This is a genomic window from Sphingomonas sp. P3_C6 (genome assembly GCF_056402595.1).
In genome coordinates, this window is record NZ_JBFUHB010000010.1 from 103,854 (window position 1) to 120,137 (window position 16,284).

20 protein-coding genes are annotated in these 16,284 nt (G+C 64.2%); 9 read left to right on the top strand and 11 right to left on the bottom strand.

Annotated features, from left to right (window positions below):
* Positions 1–30 precede the first annotated feature (30 nt).
* Positions 31–1,419 carry a M20/M25/M40 family metallo-hydrolase gene (locus AC1DT7_RS12190; RefSeq protein ID WP_478036218.1) on the bottom strand — a complete coding sequence of 463 codons (1,389 nt, stop codon included), beginning with the start codon at positions 1,417–1,419 and terminating at the stop codon, positions 31–33.
* Positions 1,420–1,604: 185 nt separating this feature from the next.
* Between AC1DT7_RS12190 and ettA the strand changes: the two genes are divergently transcribed.
* Entirely contained in the window at positions 1,605–3,284 is a 1,680-nt protein-coding gene (gene ettA / locus AC1DT7_RS12195; RefSeq protein WP_478036219.1) for an energy-dependent translational throttle protein EttA, read from the top strand.
* On the top strand, positions 3,284–3,826 hold the full coding sequence (locus AC1DT7_RS12200) for a hypothetical protein (RefSeq protein WP_478036220.1): 543 nt from the start codon (positions 3,284–3,286) through the stop codon (positions 3,824–3,826). The genes ettA and AC1DT7_RS12200 overlap by 1 nt, the downstream gene beginning before the upstream one ends.
* Here AC1DT7_RS12200 and AC1DT7_RS12205 read toward each other — a convergent pair.
* Positions 3,816–4,109, bottom strand: coding sequence for an acylphosphatase (locus tag AC1DT7_RS12205; protein ID WP_478036221.1), 294 nt, complete (start codon positions 4,107–4,109; stop codon positions 3,816–3,818). The two genes, AC1DT7_RS12200 and AC1DT7_RS12205, sit on opposite strands and share 11 nt — an antisense overlap.
* Positions 4,110–4,213: 104 nt before the next feature.
* Between AC1DT7_RS12205 and AC1DT7_RS12210 the strand changes: the two genes are divergently transcribed.
* On the top strand, positions 4,214–4,660 hold the full coding sequence (locus tag AC1DT7_RS12210; RefSeq protein ID WP_478036222.1) for a nucleoside deaminase: 447 nt from the start codon (positions 4,214–4,216) through the stop codon (positions 4,658–4,660).
* A 7-nt stretch (positions 4,661–4,667) separates the two neighbouring features.
* Here the strand turns inward: AC1DT7_RS12210 and AC1DT7_RS12215 are convergent, their stop codons facing one another.
* The gene (locus tag AC1DT7_RS12215) at positions 4,668–4,934 is read right to left on the bottom strand and encodes an acylphosphatase (protein ID WP_478036256.1); all 267 of its coding nucleotides are present in this window, start codon (positions 4,932–4,934) and stop codon (positions 4,668–4,670) included.
* Between the two features lie 262 nt (positions 4,935–5,196).
* Between AC1DT7_RS12215 and AC1DT7_RS12220 the strand changes: the two genes are divergently transcribed.
* Positions 5,197–5,874 carry a DUF3108 domain-containing protein gene (locus tag AC1DT7_RS12220; RefSeq protein ID WP_478036223.1) on the top strand — a complete coding sequence of 226 codons (678 nt, stop codon included), beginning with the start codon at positions 5,197–5,199 and terminating at the stop codon, positions 5,872–5,874.
* Positions 5,875–6,007: 133 nt separating this feature from the next.
* Here AC1DT7_RS12220 and AC1DT7_RS12225 read toward each other — a convergent pair whose 3' ends face one another.
* From AC1DT7_RS12225 to AC1DT7_RS12235, 3 genes are all read right to left on the bottom strand, one after another.
* Positions 6,008–6,388 carry a DoxX family protein gene (locus AC1DT7_RS12225; RefSeq protein WP_478036224.1) on the bottom strand — a complete coding sequence of 127 codons (381 nt, stop codon included), beginning with the start codon at positions 6,386–6,388 and terminating at the stop codon, positions 6,008–6,010.
* A 78-nt stretch (positions 6,389–6,466) separates the two neighbouring features.
* Entirely contained in the window at positions 6,467–6,949 is a 483-nt protein-coding gene (greB, locus tag AC1DT7_RS12230; RefSeq protein WP_478036225.1) for a transcription elongation factor GreB, read from the bottom strand.
* A 183-nt stretch (positions 6,950–7,132) separates the two neighbouring features.
* Positions 7,133–9,124, bottom strand: coding sequence for a lytic transglycosylase domain-containing protein (locus AC1DT7_RS12235; protein ID WP_478036226.1), 1,992 nt, complete (start codon positions 9,122–9,124; stop codon positions 7,133–7,135).
* An 89-nt stretch (positions 9,125–9,213) separates the two neighbouring features.
* Here AC1DT7_RS12235 and dapA point away from each other — a divergent pair, with 89 nt between their 5' ends.
* Both dapA and AC1DT7_RS12245 read left to right on the top strand, forming a co-directional pair.
* The gene (gene dapA, locus AC1DT7_RS12240) at positions 9,214–10,095 is read left to right on the top strand and encodes a 4-hydroxy-tetrahydrodipicolinate synthase (protein ID WP_478036227.1); all 882 of its coding nucleotides are present in this window, start codon (positions 9,214–9,216) and stop codon (positions 10,093–10,095) included.
* Positions 10,096–10,771: 676 nt separating this feature from the next.
* Positions 10,772–11,008, top strand: coding sequence for a hypothetical protein (locus AC1DT7_RS12245; RefSeq protein ID WP_478036228.1), 237 nt, complete (start codon positions 10,772–10,774; stop codon positions 11,006–11,008).
* Between the two features lie 99 nt (positions 11,009–11,107).
* On the opposite strand, the gene rplI is transcribed toward AC1DT7_RS12245, so the two are convergent.
* The 5 genes from rplI to AC1DT7_RS12270 form a co-directional block, all read right to left on the bottom strand.
* The gene (gene rplI, locus AC1DT7_RS12250) at positions 11,108–11,710 is read right to left on the bottom strand and encodes a 50S ribosomal protein L9 (RefSeq protein WP_478036229.1); all 603 of its coding nucleotides are present in this window, start codon (positions 11,708–11,710) and stop codon (positions 11,108–11,110) included.
* A 12-nt stretch (positions 11,711–11,722) separates the two neighbouring features.
* Positions 11,723–11,947, bottom strand: a complete 225-nt coding sequence (gene rpsR / locus AC1DT7_RS12255) for a 30S ribosomal protein S18 (protein ID WP_034158365.1) — start codon at positions 11,945–11,947, stop codon at positions 11,723–11,725.
* Positions 11,948–11,961: 14 nt separating this feature from the next.
* A complete protein-coding gene (gene rpsF, locus AC1DT7_RS12260) occupies positions 11,962–12,384 on the bottom strand; it encodes a 30S ribosomal protein S6 (RefSeq protein WP_372853702.1) in 423 nt (140 codons plus the stop codon).
* A gap of 158 nt (positions 12,385–12,542) precedes the next feature.
* Positions 12,543–13,325, bottom strand: a complete 783-nt coding sequence (locus AC1DT7_RS12265) for an acid phosphatase (protein ID WP_478036230.1) — start codon at positions 13,323–13,325, stop codon at positions 12,543–12,545.
* 117 nt (positions 13,326–13,442) lie between these two features.
* A complete protein-coding gene (locus tag AC1DT7_RS12270) occupies positions 13,443–13,814 on the bottom strand; it encodes an RcnB family protein (RefSeq protein ID WP_478036231.1) in 372 nt (123 codons plus the stop codon).
* 279 nt (positions 13,815–14,093) lie between these two features.
* Between AC1DT7_RS12270 and fabD the strand changes: the two genes are divergently transcribed.
* From fabD to AC1DT7_RS12285, 3 genes are all read left to right on the top strand, one after another.
* Complete coding sequence (fabD, locus tag AC1DT7_RS12275; RefSeq protein WP_478036232.1) at positions 14,094–15,029, top strand: ACP S-malonyltransferase; 936 nt, start codon at positions 14,094–14,096, stop codon at positions 15,027–15,029.
* A gap of 161 nt (positions 15,030–15,190) precedes the next feature.
* A complete protein-coding gene (gene fabG, locus AC1DT7_RS12280; RefSeq protein WP_478036233.1) occupies positions 15,191–15,928 on the top strand; it encodes a 3-oxoacyl-[acyl-carrier-protein] reductase in 738 nt (245 codons plus the stop codon).
* Positions 15,929–16,033: 105 nt separating this feature from the next.
* Positions 16,034–16,270: an acyl carrier protein gene (locus AC1DT7_RS12285; protein ID WP_272627031.1), complete on the top strand. Its 237-nt coding sequence runs from the start codon at positions 16,034–16,036 to the stop codon at positions 16,268–16,270.
* Positions 16,271–16,284 lie beyond the last annotated feature (14 nt).

The window sequence follows — 16,284 nt, forward strand, 5'->3', positions numbered from 1 at the left end:
CTTATAGAAAGGTTCGATGACGGTTTTCCGTCATTTCTTGACCGGAACCGGTCCAATCTCTTCCGGGGCGTTCGCAACCACGGCAAGCATTGCCGTCCAGGCAGCTACATTCTGGCGAAGCTGCTCGGGGTCGATCACGTCGATCATGTCCTCGGGCGTGTGGTGATAGTCGAAATAGCGCAGGCCGTTCTGGTTGAGATCGACCCCGGCGACGCCGGTCGCCAGCACCGGTTCGACATCGGTGCCGCCGTTCGATGCGCCGGGTCCACGGATCACACCGATCGGGTTCAGCGCCGCCGCCAGCCGGTCCGCGACCGGCTTTGCGCTGTCGGGCAGGTTGGTCTCGAAACGCCAGACCCGGTCGGCACCGAAATCGGATTCGGTCGCGATCGCGTGGCGTTCGCCAGCATGTGCCTTGGCATAGGCCTCGCCGCCGAAACCGCCCGTTTCCTCGTCGCCGAACCAGACGACGCGAATCGTGCGCCGAGGGCGCTTGCCCGAATCCAGCAGCATCTTGGCCGCCGCCGTCGTGATGCCGACGCCCGAGGCATCGTCGATCGCGCCCGTGCCGAGATCCCAGCTGTCGAGATGGCCGCCGATCAGCACGATGCCGGCATTGGGATCGGTGCCGGGCACCTCGGCTATGACATTGCCGGATTCGCGCAGGCCGACCCGCTTCGGCGTCAGCACCAGATGGAGCGTTACCGGCTTGCCGCGCTTCACCATGCGCTCGAGGTTCGCCGCGTCTGCCACCGACAGGGCGGCGGCGGGGATCGGGGTCACACCGGCCTCGAAATTGGTGACGCCGGCATGCGGTCCGCGGCCATGATCGGTACCGATCGAGCGGATAACGATCGCGCTCGCGCCCTTCTTCGCCGCGATGCTCGGCCCCTGGCGCCGCGCGGCACCCTGGCTGCCGTAGCTCGATCCGTCCATCGTCGGCTGCATGGTGTTGGAGACGAAGGCGATCTTGCCCTTCAGGCTGCCGTCGGGCGCGGCGCGCAGATCGTCGATGGTGGGGAAGAACACCACCGGCAGGGTCAGCCCCTCGGGCGGCGTCGCGCCCGAATTGCCGAGCGCGGTCAGCCGCAGCGGCTGCGGAAACGGCGAGACGACTTCGGCGCTTTCCTGGCCACGAACCCATGTGTCGAGCTGATAGGTCTCGATCCGCACATTCTGGAAGCCGAGGCTCTTGAGCTTGGCCACGGCCCAATCGCGCGCCTTGGCCTGTTGCGGCGAACCGTCGGGGCGCGGGCCGATCTCTGTGGTCAGACCCTCGACGATATCCCAGGCGACATCATCCTTCAGTGCCGCGTCGCGCAGCTTCCCGACGGCCGGGTCGAGCGACGCCTGCTGCGCTGCTGCAGGACAGGCGAGGGCGAAGGCGGCAAGTGCCGCGGGAAGAGAGACATTGCGCAAGATCGGGTCCTCCGTTCGCCCGGAAAGGTGCAGGGCGGTCGCATCGTCGCTTAGAAGCAAGCAAGGTGTCTGGACAAGCGCCGCGCAGACGGATTTTTGAAGATGATCCGGTTTGCCAATTGCCGCCGTAATCACTACATGCGCCAGCGAAATTCCCCGCATTCCAAAGACGGAGCCGATCGGCGATGGCCGTGCAGTACAGCTATGTGATGAAAGGTCTGACCAAGACCTTCCCCGGCGCCCCCAAGCCGGTGCTCAACAACATCCACCTCCAGTTCCTTCCCGACGCGAAGATCGCGATCATCGGCCCCAACGGCTCGGGCAAGTCGACGCTCATGAAGATCATGGGCGGCATCGACCCCGATTTCGTCGGCGAGGCCTGGGCCGCCGAGGGCATCAAGGTCGGGTACCTGCCGCAGGAGCCGCAGCTCGACCCGACCAAGAACGTCATCGACAACGTCAAGGACGGTGTCCGTCCGATCGCCGATCTGGTCGATCGCTTCAACGCCATTTCGGCGGAGATGGGCGATCCCAAGGACGACACCGATTTCGACGCGCTGATGGAGGAGATGGGCGATCTCCAGGCCCGCATCGACGCGGTCGATGGCTGGAGCCTCGACAACCAGCTCGAAATCGCGATGGAGGCACTGCGTTGCCCGCCTGGCGACAGCCCGGTCACCAACCTCTCGGGTGGTGAGAAGCGTCGTGTGGCGCTCTGCAAGCTACTGCTCGAAAAGCCGCAGATCCTGCTGCTCGACGAACCGACCAACCATCTCGATGCTGAAAGCGTCCAGTGGCTTGAGAACTACCTCAAGGAATATACCGGCAACGTCATTCTCGTGACCCATGACCGCTATTTCCTCGATAACGTGGTCAACTGGGTGCTCGAGCTCGATCGCGGCCGCTACTACACCTATGAGTCCAACTATTCGGGGTATCTCGAAAAGAAGGTGAAGCGGCTCGAGCAGGAAGAGCGCGAGGAGCAGGGCAAGGCCAAGGCGATCGCCGACGAACTCGCCTGGATGCGCCAGACCCCCAAGGCCCGCCAGACCAAATCCAAGGCGCGTATCCGTGCATTCGACGAGCTGATGGAGAAGCAGGAGAACCGTTCGGTCGGCAAGGCGCAGATTCTGATCCAGCTGCCCGAACGTCTCGGCGGCAAGGTGATCGAGGCCAAGGGACTGACCAAGGCCTATGGCGACAAGCTGTTGTTCGAGAACCTCGATTTCGTGCTGCCACCAGGCGGCATCGTCGGCGTGATCGGACCCAACGGCGCCGGCAAGTCCACCCTGTTCAAGCTGATCACCGGTCAGGAACAGCCCGACAGCGGTACGATCGAGGTCGGACAGACGGTCAAGCTCGGCTATGTCGACCAGAGCCGCGACGATCTCGATCCCAACAAGAATGTCTGGGAAGAGATTTCGGACAAGCTCGAGGTCTTCCGTTTCGGCAAGCAGGAGCTCGGCACGCGGGCCTATGTCGGCGCGTTCAACTTCAAGGGGCAGGACCAGCAGAAGAAGGTCGGCCAGCTGTCGGGCGGTGAGCGCAACCGCGTCCATCTCGCCAAGATGCTGAAGGAGGGCGGCAACGTCCTGCTGCTCGACGAACCGACCAACGACCTCGACGTCGAAACGCTGCGCGCGCTCGAAGAGGCGCTGGAGAGCTTCGCCGGCTGTGCCGTGGTCATCAGCCATGACCGCTTCTTCCTCGATCGCCTCGCGACCCACATCCTCGCCTTCGAGGGCGACAGCCATGTCGAGTGGTTCGAGGGCAATTTCGAGAGCTACGAGGCGGACAAGCGCCGTCGCCTGGGCGACGCAGCCGATCGGCCGACGCGCCTCGCGTACAAGAAGCTGACCCGCTGATGCGTGGCGGCGACGATGAAGATCGATCGCCGAAATACGCGCATATCGAGCGGGAACGCCGCTTTCTCGTCGATCGTGCAAGCCGGCCGGAACTGGCCGGCTTGCCCTTCGTGTCGATCGACGACCGCTATCTCCAGGATACGCGGATACGGTTGCGCCGGATGCGTGATAGCGCGACCGGGCGGACCGTGTTCAAGCTGACCAAAAAATATGAATCCGCCGATCCACTCGTGCGGCCGATTGTGACAGCCTATCTGGCCGAGGCCGAATATGAGGCCTTTCTCATGCTGCCGGCGAGAACTCTGGCGAAACGCCGCTACAAGGTGTCAGGCACCGATTTCGGGATTGATCTCTTCGACGGGGTACTCGACGGGCTCGAACTGGCCGAGATTGAATTACCGGACGACGTGGTGCTTCGGGCAATGACCCCGCCGGCCTGGGCCGTACTGGAAGTGAGCCAGGATATCTGCTTCGAAGGGGGCCATCTCGCGAGGCTTGGCCTTGGTGATGTGGCAACACTTCTGGCCAATCCTAGGCCGTAAACCGCTTCGTGAACCCCTTGGGCGGGCGCTCGCTATCGGCGTGAGCCTCGACGTGATCGATCCGCGCCCTTGGCGGGCCCTCACGCAGTTTGTCGATCAATGCGTTGGATGCGTCGCTTTCACCGACGATCAGAATTTCGAGTCGGCCGTCGTTCCGGTTGCGGACCCAGCCGGTTAGGCCGAGCGCCTTGGCATGGCGGACCACCCAGTCGCGGAAGCCGATCCCCTGGACCTTGCCGGAGACGAAGACGCGTTGGGTCGTGGCTGGTATCGTGCTGATCATTGGTTTCTTTCCCGAATGGGGGCGGGGATCCCGACCCGTCGCGCTCTCGACCGGAGATAATCGTGGCGGTACGCCTGTGCCGACAGCAAGTAAGAGGCCGAGCGATGACCGACAGCCATGCCCCCTTCGTCACGCGCTGCTTCGATCTGGCCGTCCAGGGCAGGTCCGAAGGCGGCCTGCCGATCGGATCGGTGCTGGTTGGCGACGGGCGGATCCTCGGCGAAGGCTATAACCGGCGAGTCCAGCAGGGCGACCCGATCGCGCATGGCGAAATGGACTGCCTGCGCAATGCCGGTCGCCGGCCAAATTATCAGGGCACCATCCTCTATACCTCGCTCAGCCCCTGCATGATGTGCGCCGGCACGATCGTGCAGTTCGGCATTCCCCATGTCGTGATCGCGGAGAACCGCAATTTCGGCGGCAATGAGGATTTCCTGCGCGACCGCGGCGTGCGCGTCGATGTGATCGACGATCAGCGCTGCATCGATCTGATGGCACGCTTCATCGTCGAGCATCCGACGCTGTGGGACGAGGATATCGCTATCGGCTGACGTCTCGTCAGGCGTCGATCGCGAGGCGCTTGTTGAAGCCCTTGAGGCGGACCTCGCCGACTGCCTGCACCTCGACATCGTCGACCCGGGCGAGCTGTGGCCCCTGTCGGCAGGCCTCGACCAGCGCGGTCAATGCCTTGTCCTCACCCGATGCCATGATCTCGACGCGGCCGTCCTGGACGTTGCGGATCCAGCCCGTCACGCCCAGCGCATTGGCCGTCCAGATCGTCCAGTTGCGATACCCGACGCCCTGGACCTTGCCGCTCACGATCATTCTCTGTGTCGCGCTCATTTGTCGTTTCTCGCTGTACACGACCGTGCGACCCCCGCCCGGTCAGGGTCAGACCCTAACAGCGGCCGATCCGGCCAAAAGCCGGGACGCGGCATATTCGCCGCGATTAAGGCAGCTTCCGGCGTGAGACGACTGATTTTCGAGACGGTTAGCCGACGCTTTTCATAGGTCTGCGCCTGCCTTGCGAAACCGGGTCACTGGCGTATTGCTCTAGCAATACGGTTTGATCGGGAAGGAAACGGCCATGATTCTCGCGACGATGCTGGCGCTGGCGGTAGTGCCCGATGGCGGCCGGCTGAGCGTCGGCGCCACCTGTTATGCCATCGTGCGGGACACGGCCACGGGCCCGGCGGTGATCGGCGCGACATGGCAGAGTGTCCGCGAAACCGAGGCGGCCAGCGAGCCGGCATGGGACATCGTCGTCCATCAGCGCCTGAGCAACGGCGCCTTCGACCTGCGCGATCATTTCGTGCTGGCGCGCAAGGACCTGCGACCGATCGCCTTCGACAATCGCAAGCTTGGCAAGGATCATGTCCGGTTGCGCTATGCTGACGGCCGGATCACGGGATCGCGGCTGGAGAAGGACGTCGCCGTGCCGGTAGACCTTGCCGCGCCGACTCCCGTTTGGGAAGGCAATCTCTGGGGGCTTACCTTCGGCGCGCTGCCGCTGGCCGCCGGCGGCGACTACAGCTTGCCATTCTACCAATATGACAAGGGTTTCGGGAGTTTCACGCTGCGGGTGACGGGCAGCGAGACGGTCGACACACCCAAGGGCAAGGTGGATGCCTGGACGGTCGATGCGGGCACTGGCCCCGACCTGCGCGTCACCTATCTCATCGGCAAGGCCGACGGTGCTGAACTCGGAACCCGTGCGCCGGGTTTCTCCACGCGCCTTGGCGGGGATTGCACAGGGCTCGACTGACATTATTCTGGCCGCCCCGGCCGATAGTGACAAGCCGAGATCGGACGATGCCGTCAGCCCGGGTCGGGCGCGCGGTGCGAGGCACTGTCTGCGTCGATTGGCAGCGCGACGGTCCCGCTGGGCGGGGCGCCCGTCACCCCCTGGCACGGGCCGAGTCAGCGCTCCACACGCCGCCGCCGGCAGCCGCCATGTACAGGAAGATGAAGCAATAGAGCATCGCCGGCTCGCCCTGGTTCGCCGCGGGGAAGAAACCCTGCGGCGCATGGACCATGAAATAGGCGGCCGCGCTCATGCCCGAAAGAACGAAGGCGACGGGGCGGGTGAACAGCCCGATCACGATCAGCGTGCCGCCGACCAGCTCGAGCACGCCGGCCGTGGTCAGCAACGGATTGAGCGGCATCGGAAAGGGAGGAATGCCGAAGAATTTGGAGACACCGTGCTGGAGAAAGCCCAGGCCGGTGACGATGCGCAGGATGCTGAGAAGCTGGGAAGACCAGGTCGCGGGGATCGGCATGACGGTTCCTCTCGGATCGTTTCGTTGCGCGATCGTTTCACGACGGGCGGGTGACGTCAATCGACCCTGCCGGAAACGCTAGGTTGCCGGGTAGGAGATGGCGATCACCTCATATTCGCGCTCGCCAGCGGGGAGGGTGACCCGGCGGAGGTCGCCGATCGCCGACCCGCGCAACGCGCGGGCGAGGGGCGCATTCCAGCCGATCCGGCCGGCCGCGGCGTCAGTCTCGTCGTCGCCGACAAGGGTCAGCACGCGTTCGACATCATCTTCGTCGGCGATCGTCACGGTCGCGCCGAACCAGACGCGCGTGCGGTCCGGCTGGGCGGCGGGATCGATCACCACGGCCGCCTTCATCCGCTTCGCCAGCCAGCCCAGCCGCCGGTCGATCTCGCGCAGCCGCTTGCGGCCATAGATATAATCGCCATTCTCCGACCGGTCGCCATTGCCCGCCGCCCAGGAGATCACATCGACCAGCTTCGGCCGCTCATCGCCGAGCAGCGCGCGATACTCTGTGCTGAGGGCGTTGTAGCCCGCGGGCGTGATGTAGTTGGGGCGGTCCATGAGCCATTCTAAGCTGGTCGAAGCGGTGGCGCTACAACGGCAATAAATGCCGCTTCCCCGGCGAAGGCCGGGGTCCAGTTGGGAAGTCGAGGTAATGGGGTGCGACGTTGGCCGGAAACGTCCCCCAACTGGGCCCCGGCCTTCGCCGGGGAAGAACAGCGGGTTATTGGACGAACTGTTCTTTCAGCCCGGCGTCGACTTGCCCAGATACCAGCTGATCCGCCGCGTCCCGCTGGATCGCGAGCGGGTCGGGTTCATCAGGTCGTAGACGACGGCATTTTCCAACACCCGCTGGACGTAGTTCTTGGTCTCGTAGATCGGGATCGCCTCGATCCAGTCGATCATGTCGACTCCGGGCGTGCGCGGATCGCCATTGGCCTTCAGCCATTTGTTCACATTGCCCGGGCCGGCATTGTACGCGGCGACGGCCAGCGGATAGCTGCCATAGAGCCGGTAGATCCGCTCGAAATAGCTCGAGCCCAGACTGATGTTGTAGTCGGTGTCGTTGGTCAGCGAGCCCGGATCGTAGGACATGCCCAGCTTGCCCGCCGTCTCCCGCGCGGTGCCGGGCATCAGCTGCATCAGCCCGCGCGCGCCGGCATGGCTGACGGCCGCTCGATCGAACTGGCTTTCCTGCCGCGCGATGGCGTGGATCATCGTCCAGCTGTCCTGGCTCGATGCCGGCACGCGCACATTGGGGAAGCCTACCGTGCTATATTCGCTCAGCCCGTTCTGTAGCGCGCTGCGTCCGACCATCACGCCGAGATCGGGCCGCCCAAGGGTGCGCGACAATTCGGTCGCGAGCACATGGTCGCTGTCGGTCTTGGCGTCGAGGGCGATCTGGCGGACGAAGACGGTCTGGTCCTGCCAGGCGCTGAGCGTGCCGAGATACTGCGCCGCGCGTACCGTCTCGCGGTTGTAGAAGGCGGCACGGATCTGTGGATCGACCGGTTTCATCAGCGGGTCGCCCGGCGGGGTCATCGCCTGGCCGAGCCGCTCGATCGCGAGCTGGCCGTAGAACAGGTCGCGGAAACCCGCCGCGCGCGCATAATAGCCGTTGGCCTCGCCACGGCGACCGGCTGCCTCGGCGGCCCGGCCCGCCCAATAGAAGCCCTTGGACTGGGTCGTCGGCGTCTTCGATGCGCTGCCATAGCGCGTGAACATGCCGATCGCGTCGGCCGGCCGGCCGAGCTGCTTCATCGCGGTCTGGCCGGCGAGCCAGGCAAGGCTCGTATAGTCGTCGCGCTCGCCATAAGGCTGTTCGCTGACATCGGTACCGGCCGGATAGGCATCGTCGAGCTGGCGCGCGATATCGAAGGCGATCGAATATTGTGCATCGGCGGCGGCGCCGCGCGCATTGGTCAACAGCGTCTCGAACCATTTCTCCGGGTTGCCGGGGTATGAGGCGAGACTCTGACGGCGGGCGAGCAGGCTGCGCGCGCTGGGCGAGGCATTGTTGTTGCGGAACCAGGCGGCACGATCCGCGAGATAGCCCGGGTCGCCCGCGCCGATCGTGCTCGTCGACGAGGCGAGATCCGACGCATTCGGCGCATTGGTACGCAGGGCAAGCCGCGCCTCGAACACGGGGCGCTTGGACGAACTGACCAGCGCGAGCTGGCGCTGGGCCGACTGGATCGATCCCTGCCAGAGCAGCATATCCATCCGGGTGTCATGATCGGCCTGGGTCAGGGCGCCGGAGAAACTTCCGATCAGTTTCGCTTCGTCCAGGGCGGAGAGCGTTCCGGACACCCAGGCATTTTTGGCGGCGAGGTTGGCCTCGTCACGCGAGCCGGTCGCTGCCAGCGCTTCGGCGAAGCGGGTCTTGCCGGCACCGGTCAGCGGCGGATAGCGTCGGAAATAGGTGACGACGGTGCCGGGCGAGGCTGTGTTGATGCCCAGCGCATTCTCGGCGCTGCGCCGCATCGCCATCTCGCCGGGCCAGCCGGGATGGGCGAGCAGGAAGCGCGCATATGTATCGAATGGATAGGTAGAACTGTCGCGGAGCGATTTCCATTCGCTGATCGTCGCGGAGAGGGCGCCATTGGCGGCAGCCGACCCTTCGAGTGCCTGTTGCGCGCGGCCCCAACCAAGCTGTTCCTGGGCCGTTCCGGAGGTCATCGCCAGGCCTGAAACACCAGCGACCAGCAATCCCGACTTAATCAATGACGGTATCATGTGGACAGGATATGGGAGCCGACCTTATTTGTCGCTGAACAATTTACAAAAATGCGACGGAATCACCGTCGCGCAGGAGCAAATCAAATATGTTCTCGGGATCGATCCCGGCGCTCGTCACGCCGTTCGATGAAGACGGCGCTTTCGCGGAAGGTGCCTATCGCGATTTCATCGACTGGCAGATCGCCGAGGGATCGGCTGCCCTGGTGCCCTGCGGCACGACCGGCGAGGCGGCGACCATGTCGGCCGAGGAGCATTTCCATGCCGTTCGCGTGTGCGTCGAGCAGGCGGCCGGTCGGGTGCCGGTGATCGCCGGGGCAGGCTCGAACGATACACGGGTCGCGATCCAGAACATCAAGGCGGCGAAGGAGGCCGGCGCCGATGCGGCGCTGATGGTGCCGCCTTATTACAACCGCCCCAACCAGGAGGGTATCTTCCGGCACTTCGAGGCAGTGGCGAACAGCTGCGACCTGCCGATCGTCCTTTATAATGTGCCGGGCCGCACCGTGACGGACATCGCGGTCGAGACGATGGGCCGTATCGCAGAGGCGTTTCCCAGTGTCGTCGGCGTGAAGGATGCGACGGGCGTCATCCAGCGCGTCTCCGCCCAGCGCGATGCCTGCGGCCCGGATTTCTGCCAGATCTCGGGTAATGACGATATGGCGCTTGCCTTCATGGCGAGCGGCGGGCGTGGCTGCATCTCCGTGACGGCCAATGTCGCGCCGAGGCTATGCGCCGAGTTCCAGGCGGCGTGCCTTGCCGGCGATTATGCCAGCGCGCTCGACTATCAGGATCGCCTGTTCCAGCTCCACGTCTCCTTGTTCACCGATGCGTCGCCCGGGCCAATCAAATACGCGCTCAGCCGCGTGCGCCCGGATTTCCCGAAGACGCTGCGCCTGCCGATGACCTGGCCGGGCGAAGCGAGCCAGCGCGCGGTGGATGCCGGGCTGGCAAGAGCCGGGCTGCTCTGAGGCGATCGCGCTGCTGGCACGATCGATTCAACATCGGCGACAATAGGGGAATGTAGCGGGTGAGGGGGAGCCTCTGGTGCTCCTGCCCCGCTCTTTCTCCTTGTGAGCCTGTTGGAACAATCGCGCCCGTGCGACGCGGGCTCTTTCCCTGTTCCCGCGCGGGATTTCCCTGTTATCCGCTTATGAATTCCCTGTTTTCGATAACAGGGAATTCCCGATATTCCACTGATATCGCTAGGAAAAGATTCGCATTGTCGGGGGCCGCGGCGAGAAAAATCGAAATTCCCTGTTAAATTCCCTGATRACCGGCGGGAACAGGGAAAATCGGGCGGGCAACCGGACGAGGTCGAGACCACGCTCTGTTGGAAGATTTTCTGCTTCCAGCGGCTCGACGCGGTTAAGATCGGAAGCTGCGGGTTGGCGCGAACATAATTGCTCTCGTCGTGAACCGAGCCCTCGAGCGAGGCCGGTCGGTCGGCCGCGACCGGGGTAAGCCAGCCCGGGCCAAGTACCGCCATGGTGCGACCGATCCCGATTTCGTCAAAGCCCCTGAGGTAAATCGCCGCATGATCGCAGCGGATAGGCGAACGGAAAAGACAATTGGATTAAAACACGGAAACCGTTCCGAGCGGGGAATGCGGCGTGTCGCGACGGTCGGATACGGACTTTGTAACGGGTGACGGCGCTCACGTTAACCGAATCTCACCGCCCTGACTCGGCTCGTCGCTGGAAGGTTCCGCTTGGCCGTAAAAATATTCCCGTTCATCCTGTTGAAACCTTTGGGCGCGGTGCGCATTTTCCCTTTCAAGTTCCTCAACAGGAAATGAAACAGGCCATGAAATCCGTCGTTCCGCTCTTCCTTGCCCTGATCCCGCTAGTGGCGGTGGTGGGTGCGTGCGTCGCGGTGCCGTAACGCCGAAATACCCCGTCACCCGCTTGATTGCGGGACAAAAGAAAAGGGCCGCCCGGACATCGTCCGGACGGCCCTTTTTCTATAGTAACCTTGGCAGGTTCAGCCTTCGGCCGACTCTTCTGCTTCCGGCTCGGACTGGACCTCGGCGGTAGCGCCCGGCTCGGCGTTCGGGTCATAGGCTTCGACAAAGCCCGCCTCGTCCTTCTCGAACATCGCGGACATGACATCGACGCCCTTCGCCTGCATCTCGGCCTCTTCAGGCGAGCGTGCGACGTTGACCTTGATCGTCACGGCGACTTCGGCGTGCAGCGAGACCTTCACCTCATAGACGCCGATGGCCTTGATCGGCTTGTTCAGCACGATCGCCGACTTCGGCACCTTGTGGCCTTCGGCCTCGAGCAGCTCGAGCAGATCGCGGACCGCGACCGAACCGTAGAGCTGGCCGGTGTTGGACGACTGGCGGATCAGCGTCAGCGTGATGCCGTCGATCGACTTGGCTTCGGTCTCGGCTTCGCCGCGGCGTGCGGCGTTGTCGGCCACGATCTTCTCGCGGTTCTTCTCGAAGACCTTGCGGTTGGCTTCGTTCGAACGAAGCGCCTTCTTGTTCGGCAGCAGGAAGTTACGGGCGAAACCGTCCTTCACCTTCACCACGTCGCCGATGTTGCCGAGCTTTTCGACTCGTTCCAGCAGGATCACATCCATGAGTCCGGCTCCTTACTTAACGATATAGGGCAGCAGGCCCAGATGACGGGCGCGCTTGATCGCCTGGGCGAGCTCGCGCTGCTTCTTGCCGCTCACCGAGGTGATGCGGCTCGGGACGATCTTGCCACGCTCGGACACGAAGCCCTGCAGCAGCCGGACGTCCTTATAGTCGATCCGGGGGGCGTCCTTCGCGGAGAACGGGCAGCTCTTGCGGCGGCGGAAAAATGGGCGTGCCATTGTCTATATGCTCCTTATTCGCCGTCGAAGTCGCGACGCGGGCGCTCAGGCCGGTCACCACGGTCCGGACGGTCGCCACGGCCCTCACGGTCACCACGACGCTCACGGTCACGATCGCTCTTGCGCATCATCACCGACGGACCCTCTTCGAGGGCGTCGACCTTGACGGTCATGTAGCGGATGATGTCTTCGTTGATCTGGGTCTGGCGCTCCAGCTCGGCGACGACACCGGCCGGTGCGTCGATTTCGAGCATCACGTAATGCGCCTTGCGGTTCTTCGCGATCTTGTACGCGAGGCTGCGCAGGCCCCAGGACTCGGTCTTCACGACCTTGCCCTTGTTGTCTTCGATGATCTTGGTGGCGGTTTCCGCCAGCGTGTCCACCTGCGCCTGTGCCAGATCCTGGCGCGCAAGGAACACGTGCTCGTACAGAGCCATGCTGCTTTCTCTTCTCTTGGCCGATCGCTGACGTACGCACCATGCGCAACGCCCCTCCGGCTATCGTCTCTCAATGCAACCGGGGCGGAAAGCTGGCGCTTTCTACCCCGATGGACGCTCCCTTAGCCGAAACGGCGTGAAAGGCAAGCCTTGGGGCTTTAGAGAATGGGCTGCGCGAGCAACGCCGCTTCCGCCGGGCAGTTGCTCGGCTTCGGCGTTGCCGGATCGGCCCGCAGCGCCGCGATTTCCGCTTGCGCCGCCGCCATGTCTGCCTTGAAGGCGGGTTGGGAATGGTCCGCGGCGAGGGTTGCCGATGCCGTGGTGTACCCGGCCTGCACCGCAGTGGCGTTATGGGCCCCGCAGACGATCCGGCTTTCGCCATAGGCCCGGCCGCGCGTCAGGATCGGCGTTGCCCGGTCAGGCGCGATCTCGGCGAGCAGCAATGCCCAGGTCCAGCCCCAGGTCGTATGGCCCGATGGATAATCGAAGCTTCCCTTCAGTTGCTCGGGCGGCTGGCAGGTCTTGCCCTTGTCGATCTGATAGGGGCGAAGCCGCTTGAAATAATCCTTGGCGGTCGCGGACTGGGTGCCGGTGTCGATCCCGGCCTTGACGATCAGGGCCATCGTCTTCGGCGCCGTCTGCGGGGTGAGTGAGACACCCACGGCACAGCTGAAGGCGTCGAACATCGCCGGGATGCCGGTCGCGACGTCGCGGGTCGCCAGGTCGCCGCGCGGCGTGCCCAGCCAGTGCCGGGTGGCCTTGAAGATGCGACGATCGGCGCGATAGCGCTCATCGCCTTTCAGGGGAGCCGGCGGCAGCACCTGGACGATCTGGAGCGTGTCGGGCGGCAGATAGCCTGCGCGTTGCTGGCCGAGCACCAGTTGCGGCACGATGGCCGCCACGGCGACCGTCGCCGCCAGAAATAGAGTCCGTCTGCTCATACCCGCCCCGCTCCAGCACCGAATCGATCCATGCCATGCCACGGTCGGGGCCACGCAGCAAAGAAGCGGCGGGGCATTTCTGCCCCGCCGCTCCGGAAGGTTTGTAATGGCCTGGTATCAGCGCAGCGCGCCGGCCAGGATGGCTGCGATCACGCCGCTCGAGATGCCGACCAGCAGCGCGTCATTGCCCGACTGGACATAGCGGTAGCCGCGGGGCGGGGCCTTCAGGTGACGGCCGCGATAGTCGTTGATCACACGGTAGTTACGTGCCTGGCGATAATCGAACCGCTCGCCCTTGCGCCAGCTGTTGCGATACTGCGGGCGGCTCTGGCGATAATCGCGCTGGACGACAATGGTCTTGCCCGGCTGATGACGGATGACCGTCTCGTGGCGCTGCTGAGGCTGGTACTGGCCCGCCGATGCTGCGGTGGCGGCCAGCGGGCTTGCGACCATCGAGACGGCGATCGCGCTCAGGATGAACTTCTTCATAATACTCACTCCTCGGTGTCGTTGCGGCGCCTCGTTGCTGGCGTCTGACACCTATCTAGGCAGCGGTTGTCGCAGGCCCGTACCGGCAAAGGGCCGAAATGGTCGCGAAGTGTCGCAGAGCTTGTCCCAAACTGAATGGAGGTTCAGAAAAGCCCGGAAAACTGCGGATTCGTGCAGCGGGGATGGTCACTTCGACATCGCCGTCGCTCGTGCGGATCGGCGGAAACTTGCACGTGCGGCCCGGGCTTTCTACTGGCGCCGGCTCAACAGGAGACGTTCATGCGCGCATTCATCTTTCCCGGGCAAGGCAGCCAGGCAGTCGGCATGGGCCGCGCCCTCGCCGAAGCCAGCCCGATCGCCCGCGCGGTGTTCGAGGAGGTCGACGAGGCGCTTGGCCAGCATCTTTTCCGGCTGATGACCGAAGGTCCCGAGGACGAGCTTCAGCTTACCGAGAATGCCCAGCCGGCGATCATGGCCAATGCCATCGCCACCCTGCGTGTGCTCGAGAAGGAAGGCGGCATCCGCCTGGCCGACAAGGCCGATTATGTCGCCGGCCATTCGCTCGGCGAATATACCGCCCTGTGCGCCGCCGGCGCGCTCGATGTGCCGACTACGGCGCTGTTGCTCAAGCACCGCGGCAAGGCGATGCAGGCGGCCGTGCCCGTCGGCGTGGGTGCGATGGCCGCACTGCTCGGCGCCGATCTCGAAAAGGCGCGGGTCATCGCCAATGCGGCGGCCGAGGGTGAGGTCTGCACCGTCGCGAACGACAATGATCCGAGCCAGGTGGTGATCTCGGGCCATCGCGGCGCGATCGAACGCGCGGTCGCCATCGCCAAGGAATATGGCGCCAAGCGTGCGGTATTGTTGCCGGTATCGGCGCCCTTTCACTGCCCGCTGATGCAGCCCGCGGCCGATGCGATGGAAAAGGCGCTGGCCGAAGCCCGGATCGATTCGCCGCTGGTACCTGTGTTCGCCAACGTGACCGCCTCGCCGGTCGGCGATGTCGACACGATCCGCCGGCTGCTGGTCGAACAGGTCACCGGCATGGTGCGCTGGCGGGAATCGGTGCTGGCCATGTCCGACACCGGCGTGGAGCGCTTCATCGAGTTCGGCGGCAAGGTACTCGCCCCGATGGTCAAGCGCATCTTGCCCGACGTGGACACGGCGAGCGTGATCTCGATGGACGACATCGAGGCGTTGGCGAAGGCGCTGTAACAACTCCCTCTCCCCTTGTGGGAGAGGGAAGGGGCCCGCGCCGAAGGCGTGGGAAGGGTGAGGGGGACACTCGTTGGATAGCGTCCCGAACCTCACTCCCCCACATCCGGCGCTTTGCGCCACCTTCTCCCACAAGGGGAGAAGGAAAAGAGGAGACTAGAATGTTCGATCTGACAGGCATGACCGCGCTGGTGACCGGCGCTTCCGGGGGAATCGGCTCGGCGATCGCGCAGGCGCTGGCGGGGCAGGGTGCCCGTCTGGCGGTTTCCGGGTCCAATGCGGACAAGCTCGACGCGTTCAGGGACAGCCTTGGTGGCGATCACGTCGCCTTGCCCTGCAACCTGTCCGACGGCGCGGCGGTCGATGCGCTGGTGCCGGGCGCGGTCGAGGCACTGGGCAAGCTCGACATCGTCGTCAACAATGCCGGCGTCACCCGCGACAATCTCGTCATGCGCATGAAGGACGATGAGTGGGATCAGGTAATCCGGGTCAATCTCGAGGCCGCGTTCCGCATCGCCCGTGCCGCGGCCCGGCCGATGATGAAGGCACGTTTCGGCCGTATCATCTCGATCACTTCAGTGGTCGGCACGACCGGCAATCCGGGACAGGCTAATTATGCCGCCTCCAAGGCCGGGCTGGTCGGCATGTCCAAGGCCCTGGCGCAGGAACTCGCCAGCCGCGGCATCACCGTCAATTGCGTCGCACCCGGTTTTATTCGCTCGGCGATGACGGATGTTCTGCCCGACGCGCAGAAGGAAGTCCTGAACGGGCGAATCCCGGCCGGGCATATGGGCGAAGGCGCTGATATCGGGGCTGCGGTCGTCTATCTGGCAAGCCGCGAGGCGGGATATGTCACCGGCCAGACGCTTCACGTGAATGGCGGCATGGCGATGATCTGATCAGATCGGTGCCGATCCTGCAGGCTGCGCCCTCTTGCAAGGGCACCAAGCGCGCTCTACGTGCGTTCAGGAAATGAAACCCCCAGCGATAGAGGGACGATAACAATGAGCGAGACCGCAGACCGGGTTAAGAAGATCGTCGTCGAGCATCTCGGCGTCGAAGCCGACAAGGTCACCGAAGACGCGAGCTTCATTGACGATCTGGGCGCGGACAGCCTCGATATCGTCGAGCTGGTGATGGCCTTCGAAGAAGAGTTCGAAGTCGAGATTCCGGACGATGCCGCCGAGAAGATCACGACCGTCAAGGACGCGATCACTTTCATCGACGAGCACAAGGACTGATCAGGCGGATGGCG

Bases quoted from the DNA above. Each gene is read 5' to 3' on its own strand.
- AC1DT7_RS12225 (WP_478036224.1), bottom strand. From the start codon at position 6,388: ATGCCGATCCCCGCGACCTGGTCTTCCCAGCTTCTCAGCATCCTGCGC.
- AC1DT7_RS12200 (WP_478036220.1), top strand. From the start codon at position 3,284: ATGCGTGGCGGCGACGATGAAGATCGATCGCCGAAATACGCGCATATC.
- AC1DT7_RS12265 (WP_478036230.1), bottom strand. From the start codon at position 13,325: ATGAGCAGACGGACTCTATTTCTGGCGGCGACGGTCGCCGTGGCGGCC.
- AC1DT7_RS12215 (WP_478036256.1), bottom strand. From the start codon at position 4,934: ATGATCGTGAGCGGCAAGGTCCAGGGCGTCGGGTATCGCAACTGGACG.
- AC1DT7_RS12285 (WP_272627031.1), top strand. From the start codon at position 16,034: ATGAGCGAGACCGCAGACCGGGTTAAGAAGATCGTCGTCGAGCATCTC.
- AC1DT7_RS12205 (WP_478036221.1), bottom strand. From the start codon at position 4,109: ATGATCAGCACGATACCAGCCACGACCCAACGCGTCTTCGTCTCCGGC.
- AC1DT7_RS12235 (WP_478036226.1), bottom strand. From the start codon at position 9,124: ATGATACCGTCATTGATTAAGTCGGGATTGCTGGTCGCTGGTGTTTCA.
- rpsR (WP_034158365.1), bottom strand. From the start codon at position 11,947: ATGGCACGCCCATTTTTCCGCCGCCGCAAGAGCTGCCCGTTCTCCGCG.
- dapA (WP_478036227.1), top strand. From the start codon at position 9,214: ATGTTCTCGGGATCGATCCCGGCGCTCGTCACGCCGTTCGATGAAGAC.
- fabG (WP_478036233.1), top strand. From the start codon at position 15,191: ATGTTCGATCTGACAGGCATGACCGCGCTGGTGACCGGCGCTTCCGGG.
- AC1DT7_RS12210 (WP_478036222.1), top strand. From the start codon at position 4,214: ATGACCGACAGCCATGCCCCCTTCGTCACGCGCTGCTTCGATCTGGCC.
- fabD (WP_478036232.1), top strand. From the start codon at position 14,094: ATGCGCGCATTCATCTTTCCCGGGCAAGGCAGCCAGGCAGTCGGCATG.
- AC1DT7_RS12270 (WP_478036231.1), bottom strand. From the start codon at position 13,814: ATGAAGAAGTTCATCCTGAGCGCGATCGCCGTCTCGATGGTCGCAAGC.
- rplI (WP_478036229.1), bottom strand. From the start codon at position 11,710: ATGGATGTGATCCTGCTGGAACGAGTCGAAAAGCTCGGCAACATCGGC.
- ettA (WP_478036219.1), top strand. From the start codon at position 1,605: ATGGCCGTGCAGTACAGCTATGTGATGAAAGGTCTGACCAAGACCTTC.
- AC1DT7_RS12220 (WP_478036223.1), top strand. From the start codon at position 5,197: ATGATTCTCGCGACGATGCTGGCGCTGGCGGTAGTGCCCGATGGCGGC.
- greB (WP_478036225.1), bottom strand. From the start codon at position 6,949: ATGGACCGCCCCAACTACATCACGCCCGCGGGCTACAACGCCCTCAGC.
- rpsF (WP_372853702.1), bottom strand. From the start codon at position 12,384: ATGGCTCTGTACGAGCACGTGTTCCTTGCGCGCCAGGATCTGGCACAG.